The following is a 7625-nucleotide window of genomic DNA, read 5'->3' on the forward strand; positions in this document are numbered from 1 at the left end:
GTGGGCGGGTTCGCGGTCGTCCTCGCCGCGCGGGCCGGGTGGGCGGTCACCGGTCTTGCGCGACCCGCTGATGGCGAGGGCATCCGTGCCCTCGGTGCGGTGGCGATCACCGACCTCACCGGCGGGTACGACGCGGCTCTGGACACCGCGGCCCTCGGAGAGCCGGTCGCTGCGACGATCCGGGACGGCGGCGCGTACGTCGGCGTGCTCCCCGGTGCCGAGCCCCGGACCGATCGGATCCGGTCCGCCGCGGTGTCGGTCCGCGCGGACGGCGAGCGTCTCGCCGGCCTGTTCCGGCTCGTCGAGCAGGGCGTCCTGGTTCCCCGGGTGCGGGCCACCGTGCCGCTGGCGCGGTTCGACGAGGCGCTGGCCGCGGCGGCGACGCGCGGCGCGCGGGGCAAGGTGGTCGTCACGGTGCCGTGACCGCCGTGTGCGGGCGCCCGTCCGCGCCGCCTAGGATCTAGGGCATGTCTGCCATCTCCCGGGACGAGGTCGCCCATCTGGCGCGGCTGTCGCGCCTCGCCGTCACCGACGAAGAGCTCGACGTCTTCGCCACGCAGCTCGATTCGATCCTCGAGCACGTCAAGGTGGTGACCGAGGTCGGCGACGCCGACGTCGCGCCGCTCACCCTGCCGGAGGGCAACATGAACGTGAACCGGGCCGACGCCCCGTCGGGCAGCCTGACACCGGAGGAGGCGCTCTCGGGCGCCCCGAACCGCGACGGCGACCGCTTCGCCGTGCCGCGCATCCTGGGGGAGGAGTGACCGTGACCGACCTGCGAGCATCGAACGAGATCACCGGCGCCACTGCCGCCGACCTGGCTGCGAAGATCGCCTCGGGCGAGCTGAGCTCCGTCGAGGTCACCCAGGCGCACCTGGACCGGATCGCCGAGGTCGACGGTGACCTCGGCGCCTTCCTGCACGTCTCCGGCGCGGAGGCCCTCGCGGCCGCGCGCGTCGTCGACGATGCCCGGGCCCGCGGCGAGGAGCCCGCGTCCGCGCTGGCCGGCGTGCCGCTGGCGCTCAAGGACGTCTTCACCACGACCGATGCGCCGACCACCTGCGGCTCCAAGATCCTCGAGGGCTGGACCGCGCCGTACGACGCCACCGTCACCGCGAAGCTGCGCGCCGCCGGGATCCCGATCCTCGGCAAGACCAACATGGACGAGTTCGCCATGGGCTCGTCGACGGAGAACTCGGCGTACGGCGTGACCCGCAACCCGTGGGCCGCCGACCGCACCCCGGGCGGCTCCGGTGGCGGCAGCGCCGCGGCGCTCGCCTCGCACGAGGCGCCGCTCGCGATCGGCACGGACACCGGCGGCTCCATCCGGCAGCCCGCCTCGCTGACGGCCACCGTCGGCGTGCGCCCGACGTACGGCGCCGTCAGCCGCTACGGCCTCGTCGCCTGCGCCTCGTCGCTGGACCAGGGCGGGCCCTGCGCGCGCACCGTCCTCGACACCGCGCTCCTGCACGAGGTGATCGCCGGGCACGACCCGCGCGACTCGACCTCGCTCGACGCCGCGGTGCCCGACGTCGTGGCCGCGGCCCGCGCGGGCGCCTCCGGCGACCTCAAGGGCGTCCGGGTGGGCCTGGTGAAGGAGTTCGGCGCCGACGGCACCGAGGCCGGCGTCCAGGCGTCCTTCGAGAAGGCCGTGCAGCAGCTGCGCGACCTGGGCGCGGAGACCGTCGAGGTCTCGCTGCCGACGCTGCAGTACTCGCTGGCCGCGTACTACCTGATCCTCCCGTCGGAGGTCTCCTCGAACCTCGCCCGGTTCGACGCGATGCGCTACGGCCTCCGGTCGGGCGACGATGGGACGCACTCCGCGGAGGAGGTCATGGCGCTCACCCGCGAGGCCGGCTTCGGCGCGGAGGTCAAGCGGCGCATCATGATCGGCACCTACGCGCTGAGCTCCGGCTACTACGACGCCTATTACGGCAGCGCGCAGAAGGTCCGCACCCTGTTGGCTGCGGACTTCGCCAAGGCGTACGAGCAGGTCGACGTCATCGTCTCGCCGACCACCCCCACCACGGCGTTCAAGCTGGGGGAGAAGGTCGGCGATCCGCTGGCGATGTACCTGTTCGACCTGTTCACGCTGCCGACGAACCTCGCCGGCCACTGCGGAATGTCGGTGCCGTCGGGCCTGTCCAGCGACGACGGACTCCCCGTCGGGCTGCAGATCCTGGCGCCCGCGCAGGCGGACGACCGGCTGTACAAGGTCGGCGCCGCGTACGAGGCCGCCCGCGGCCCCGTCGCCTGACGGTGCCCCGACCCGCCCGGCCGACTACGCGGCCGGGTGGAGGTGAGTGGTGACGCCCAGCATGTTCCACGTGTTGATGGTGCCGACGGCGACGAGCAGGTCGGTGCGGCGCTCCTCGCCGAGGAGACGGCCGGCCTCGTCCCACAGGGCGTCGTCGACCGCGTCGATGCCGCCGGTGAGGCGCTCGACGAAGGCGAGCGCGACGCGCTGCGTCTCGTCGAAGAAGGGGCTCTCCTCCCACGCGGCGATGCCGTAGATGGTGCGGGTGGGCGTGCCCAGCCGCTGGAGGTCGCTCGCGTGCATGTCCACGCAGTACGCGCAGCCGTTGATCTGCGAAGCGCGCAGCTTGACGATGTCGTACAGGACCTTGCCGAGCGACTTCGCCAGCCGGCCGTCCAGCGCGACCAGCGCCTTGTAGGTCTCGGGCGACGACGTTGCTCCGGGGGTGCGGCTCATGGTGGATTCCTCTCAATAAACAGATATTGAATGTCCAGGTTTTGGACCTGGGGTCTCTGGGTGGTTGCGAAGGGGGCTTCAGGCGCCGCCGAAGTGGCGGCGGGCCGCATCGGCGACCCGCCGCGGCGTGGCGTCCGACAGGTCGGCGATGGAGGTCGCGGCCAGCTCGCGCCGCCACGCCAGCTCGGCGCCGCGCATGGCGTGGGCGATCCCGCACGGCTGCGAGAACTCGCTGCGCGGCTTGCCCTCGTTCATCCCGCGCTGCCGGATCTCGGTGCAGGCGAAGGCCGCTGTTCCTCCCTCGATGGCCGCGACGACGTCCATCAGGGTGATCTCGGACGCGGGACGGGCCAGCCGGATCCCGCCCCGGCGGCCGGGGAGGGATTCGGTGATCCCGTTGCGGGCCAGCGCCTGCAGCTGCTTCCCGAGGTAGGCGGCGGGCAGGTCGTAGGACTCGGCGAGTCGCGAGGCGGGGACGGGGGTGATGCCGCCCTCGTCGAGCCAGTGCAGCAGCACGCACGCGTGCGCCGCCCACTCGACGCCCTCGCTCATCCGCATGCCCGCCTCCTTAACCTGGACATAACATATCCGGTTAAGCCGCGGCGGGCAAGCCCTTCCGCGCGACGAGGTCCGCGACCAGGTCCGAGCCCTGTCGCTCGTCGTAGCGGTGCCCCAGCCCGGGCGGCGGGGCGGTGGCGCCCAGCAGGTCGACGGTGGCCTGGACGAACGAGAGGACGGGCAGCCACGGCGGCCGCGGCGTGGCGCGACCGGATCCGGACGCCGCCCGCTCCGGCGGCGCCACGAGGAGGCGCGACGACCAGATCCCGACCGGATCGGAGGCGTTGAGCTGCGCGGGGCCGGTCACCGCGACGCCCGCTGGTGTGCCCACCTGGAGGGTCGCGGCGATCGGGACGTGCAGCTCCGCCGCCCGCCGCTGGGCGGCGAGGACGCCCACCGTGCCCAGGCTCTGCCCGTACACGCGGACCGGGGTCGACGGTGCCCGCCGGTGCAGCTCGTCGATCAGGGCCGCCGTGCTCGCCGCGGCGGCGTCGCGATGCAGGACGAAGGACTGCCAGCTCGGCATCTCCGTGTACTGCACCGCCAGGATCGCGCTGTCCCCGTGCATCGCCTCCTCGACCCCGCGCACGAAATGCGGGTCCACCCAGCCGGACCCGGTCGGCACCGCGATCACCACGGCCCGACGGGCGAGCCCGCCCGCGGCGATGAGCCGGTCCACCGCCACCGCGGCCCGGGCGGCGGGGGAGGCGCCGTCGGCGAGCGAGGCGTACGCCCGTACGCCCTGCGACGACGACTCGATCCCCACGAAACGCTCGGCGTACGACGCGCTCTCCGCGGACGTCGCGGTCGCGGGCCAGGCGATCCCGGCGACGACCGCGACCGCCGCAAGCGCTCCCGCGGCGGCCCGCGCCGGGACGGGCCACAGCGCCGCGACCGCCGACGGCGCGGCTGCCACGGCGACCGCGAGTGCGGCGAAGGCCATCGGCCCCACGGGATCCGCGCCGGCGGCAGCCCTGAGGTGGTTCTGCCACAGCACCCATCCGACCAGCGCCGCCGACCCGAGGTACAGCGCGACGCGGCAGCCACCGTCGGACACCGCGCGACGGCGGACGACCGCCCACCCGACCAATGCCCCGATCGCGCCGAACACCAGGCACACCACGATCTGCACGACGACGGTGCGCGGCAACTGGTTCGGGAACAGCGCGCACGCCACCCCGACCGCGTAGCCCGTGAGCACCCCGCCTCGGATGCGCGGCGGCGCGATCACAGCCGTTCCCCGCCCGTGAGCCAGCTGGTGACGAGCTCGCCCGCGGACTCGGCGCGCGGCGGACCGTCGTGCTGGCGCCAGGTGTTGGCGCGCACCGCCATCACCGTCAGCCCGGCGACCTCGGTGCAGTGGCGGCGCTGGGCGACGGGGCGCGCGGCGCAGGCGGCGGCGAGCCGATCGGCGAAGGTGTCGTCGATCCGGTGCCGTGCCCAGCCGCCCAGAGGGCGCCCGGCGGCGTCGGCGTGCCGCAGCAGGTCGTAGCCCAGGTCGTGCCCCTTGCACGGCGCGTCGAAGTCGGCCGGCAGGCGGACCACCGACGAGCAGTCGCCGTGCGGGTTCACCGCGTATCCGGGCCCGGCGGCCGCCGCGTAACCCAGCGTGCGGGGCACGGTGCGTACTTGGTCGGCGGGGTCCAGCGCGGGATCAGTGATCGCGCGGACGGCGACGGCGGTCGCGGCGTCCTCGCGCTCGGCGGTGTCACCCGCGGCGGCGGGGAGCGAGATCCCGAACGAGAGGGGGACGGCGAGGACGGCTGCGGCGGCGAGCATGCGGCGGTTCATGACAGCGACGCTAGGAATCCGGGACCGGCGCCCGGATCGGCTGCGGGAGGGGTTCGATATCACCCGGAAGTATGAGGACGCCGAGCGCGCGGTGCCCCTAGCGTTGCCTTCCATGAGGACGACCACGAAGAGGATCGAGCGGCTCGGACGCGCCACGGTGCGCGCCGGCCGGTACCTGGATCAGCAGAGCGCGCTGCACATCAAGGCCCCCGACGGCGCGCTGCACGCCACGCCACTCGGGATGTTCCTGTCCCGGAAGATCAACTGGCTGTTCCTGCTGGTGGCGCTCATCATGTGGGCCGTCGCGTGGCCCACTCTGAACGAGCAGTTCGCCGTGCCGGCGGCGCTGCTGCCGATCATCAGCGGGTTGTCCGTGCTGCCGATCGCCATCGCCTGGGCGCACCCGCGCGCTGCGTGGGGAATCGTCGCCGCGACGGCCGCGGTCTTCCCGCTGCTGTGGTTCGACGCGAAACAGGACTGGCAGTGGAACTGGCAGGTCTCGCTGATCATGGCCATGCTGATCACCAGCTGGATCGCCTTCCTCAAGTGCTCGCCACTCGACGCCATCGCCATCGCTGCGGCCTCGTCGATGTTGTTCTGGCTCAACGCTCAGGACGGCACGGGCGGCGGCTGGGTCGCGGGGATCCTGGTCTCGCTCGTGATCATCCTGCTACTGCGGTTGGCGCTGCAGTCCCGCAACCGCCTCGAGGAGCAGACCGAGGTCAGTGAGCTCGAGCGCGGCCGCCGCGCCATCCTCGAGGAGCGCACCCGCATCGCCCGCGACCTGCACGACATCGTCGCGCACCGGATGTCGCTCGTGGTGGTGCAGGCACAGACCGCGCAGTACCGCGTGCCCGACGTCTCCGAGCGCGCCCGCGCCGAGTTCGACGGGATCGCCGTCTCCGCCCGCGAGGCACTCAACGAGGTGCGCGCCCTGCTCGGCGTCCTCCGGCTCGACGACGCCTCGGCCGACCTCGCCCCGGCTCCCGGCCTCGGCGGGGTCGACGAGCTCATCGACGGCGCCCGCGCGGCCGGGGTCGTGGTCGAGTACCTGCCGCTGCCCGATCCGTCGGCGATCGGCGAGAGCACGGCCCTCGTCGCCTACCGCATCGTGCAGGAGTCGATCGCCAACGCCACCCGCCACGCGCAGGGCGCCGCGATCACCGTCGCGCTCACGCTCGACGCCGGCACGCTCAACCTGAGCATCGAGAACGGCCCGCGCACCTCCGACGCCGATCTCGGCGGGCCGGGCCTGGGCCAGGGCATCCCCGGCATGACCGAGCGGGCCCGCACCGTCGGCGGCTCCCTGTCGGCCACGCCGACGGCGGGCGGCGGGTTCGCGGTGCGCGCCTCGTTCCCGGCGCGCCCCGACGGCGCCACCGCCTAGGCTGGGCGCGTGCCCATCACCGTGTTCATCGCCGACGATCAGGCCATGGTCCGGCAGGGCTTCGGCGCCCTGCTGGGCGCGCAGCCGGACATCTCCGTGATCGGGGACGCCCCCGACGGGAAGGCCGCGGTGGCGGAGGTCGCGCGCCTGCTGCCCGACGTGGTGCTCATGGACGTCCGTATGCCCGAGATGAACGGACTGCAGGCGGCCGCCGAGATCCTGCGCCGCCACGACGGCGTGCGGGTGCTCATGCTCACCACCTTCGACATCGACGACTACGTCTACGAGGCGCTGCGCGTCGGGGCGTCGGGCTTCATGCTCAAGGACGCGCCGGCGGAGGAACTCGTCCGCGCCGTCCGAGTGGTGCACGAGGGCCAGTCGCTGCTCGCCCCGTCGGTCACCCGGCGCATGATCGCCGAGGTCACCGCGGCCCGGGCGCACCGTCGAACCGCGCCGCCGGAACTCGCGACGCTCACGCCCCGCGAGCGCGAGGTGCTCGAGGCCGTCGCCGCCGGGCGGTCCAACGCCGAGATCGCCGCGGCCCTGTTCGTGTCCGACCAGACCGTGAAGACGCACGTCAGCAAGGTCCTGCAGAAGCTCGGCCTGCGTGACCGGGCGCAGGCCGTGGTCTACGCCTACGAGACCGGTGTCGTCACGCCCGGGTGAACTCCTCGCTGGTTGTCGGGACGGGCGCGCGCCCAGGCGGCAAGATCGATGCCATGAGTCTGCGCATCGGAGTGTTGACCGGTGGTGGTGACTGCCCGGGCCTGAACGCGGTGATCCGCGCGGTGGTCCGCACCAGCGACTCCCGCTACGGATCCGCCGTCGTCGGATTTCAGGACGGCTGGCGCGGCCTCCTCGAAGACCGCCGGATCCACCTGTCCAACGACGACCGCAACGACCGGTTGTTGACCAAGGGCGGCACGATGCTCGGCACCGCCCGCACCCACCCCGACGTCCTCAAAGCCGGCCTCGACCGGATCAAGGCCACGCTCGACGACAACGGCATCGACGTCCTCATCCCCATCGGCGGCGAAGGCACCCTGACGGCCGCGTCGTGGCTCGCCGACGAAGGCGTCCCCGTCGTCGGAGTCCCGAAGACCATCGACAACGACATCGACTGCACCGACGTCACCTTCGGCTTCGACACCGCCCTGACCATCGCCACCGACGCCA

At 73.3% G+C, this 7625-nt stretch carries 10 protein-coding genes; 6 read left to right on the top strand and 4 right to left on the bottom strand.

Features of this window, described 5'->3' with window-relative positions; translation table 11 throughout:
- The 3 genes from LB823_RS23230 to gatA form a co-directional block, all read left to right on the top strand.
- The coding region (locus tag LB823_RS23230; RefSeq protein WP_224652082.1) for a zinc-binding dehydrogenase at positions 1-423 on the top strand (423 nt) is incomplete at its 5' end.
- 44 nt (positions 424-467) lie between these two features.
- Positions 468-764 carry an Asp-tRNA(Asn)/Glu-tRNA(Gln) amidotransferase subunit GatC gene (gatC, locus tag LB823_RS23235; RefSeq protein ID WP_224652084.1) on the top strand — a complete coding sequence of 99 codons (297 nt, stop codon included), beginning with the start codon at positions 468-470 and terminating at the stop codon, positions 762-764.
- Positions 761-2257, top strand: coding sequence for an Asp-tRNA(Asn)/Glu-tRNA(Gln) amidotransferase subunit GatA (gene gatA / locus LB823_RS23240; protein ID WP_374201380.1), 1497 nt, complete (start codon positions 761-763; stop codon positions 2255-2257). The genes gatC and gatA overlap by 4 nt, the downstream gene beginning before the upstream one ends.
- Positions 2258-2281: 24 nt before the next feature.
- On the opposite strand, the gene LB823_RS23245 is transcribed toward gatA, so the two are convergent.
- From LB823_RS23245 to LB823_RS23260, 4 genes are all read right to left on the bottom strand, one after another.
- A complete protein-coding gene (locus LB823_RS23245; protein ID WP_224652087.1) occupies positions 2282-2713 on the bottom strand; it encodes a carboxymuconolactone decarboxylase family protein in 432 nt (143 codons plus the stop codon).
- A gap of 78 nt (positions 2714-2791) precedes the next feature.
- A complete protein-coding gene (locus LB823_RS23250; RefSeq protein WP_224652088.1) occupies positions 2792-3271 on the bottom strand; it encodes an Rrf2 family transcriptional regulator in 480 nt (159 codons plus the stop codon).
- Positions 3272-3305: 34 nt separating this feature from the next.
- Positions 3306-4502: an alpha/beta-hydrolase family protein gene (locus tag LB823_RS23255; RefSeq protein ID WP_224652089.1), complete on the bottom strand. Its 1197-nt coding sequence runs from the start codon at positions 4500-4502 to the stop codon at positions 3306-3308.
- Positions 4499-5062 (bottom strand): hypothetical protein, encoded by a 564-nt coding sequence (locus tag LB823_RS23260; RefSeq protein ID WP_224652090.1) that lies wholly within the window; start codon positions 5060-5062, stop codon positions 4499-4501. Before LB823_RS23260 ends, LB823_RS23255 begins: the two co-directional genes overlap by 4 nt.
- 112 nt (positions 5063-5174) lie before the next feature.
- On the opposite strand from LB823_RS23260, the gene LB823_RS23265 reads away from it, so the two are divergent.
- The 3 genes from LB823_RS23265 to LB823_RS23275 all read left to right on the top strand — a co-directional run.
- A complete protein-coding gene (locus LB823_RS23265; RefSeq protein ID WP_224652091.1) occupies positions 5175-6449 on the top strand; it encodes a sensor histidine kinase in 1275 nt (424 codons plus the stop codon).
- Between the two features lie 9 nt (positions 6450-6458).
- A complete protein-coding gene (locus LB823_RS23270; RefSeq protein ID WP_224652092.1) occupies positions 6459-7115 on the top strand; it encodes a response regulator transcription factor in 657 nt (218 codons plus the stop codon).
- A gap of 59 nt (positions 7116-7174) precedes the next feature.
- Positions 7175-7625: 6-phosphofructokinase (locus tag LB823_RS23275; protein WP_224652093.1), on the top strand; the 451-nt coding region annotated here is incomplete at its 3' end.

This window comes from Tsukamurella sp. M9C (genome assembly GCF_020169415.1).
Taxonomy (GTDB): domain Bacteria; phylum Actinomycetota; class Actinomycetes; order Mycobacteriales; family Mycobacteriaceae; genus Tsukamurella.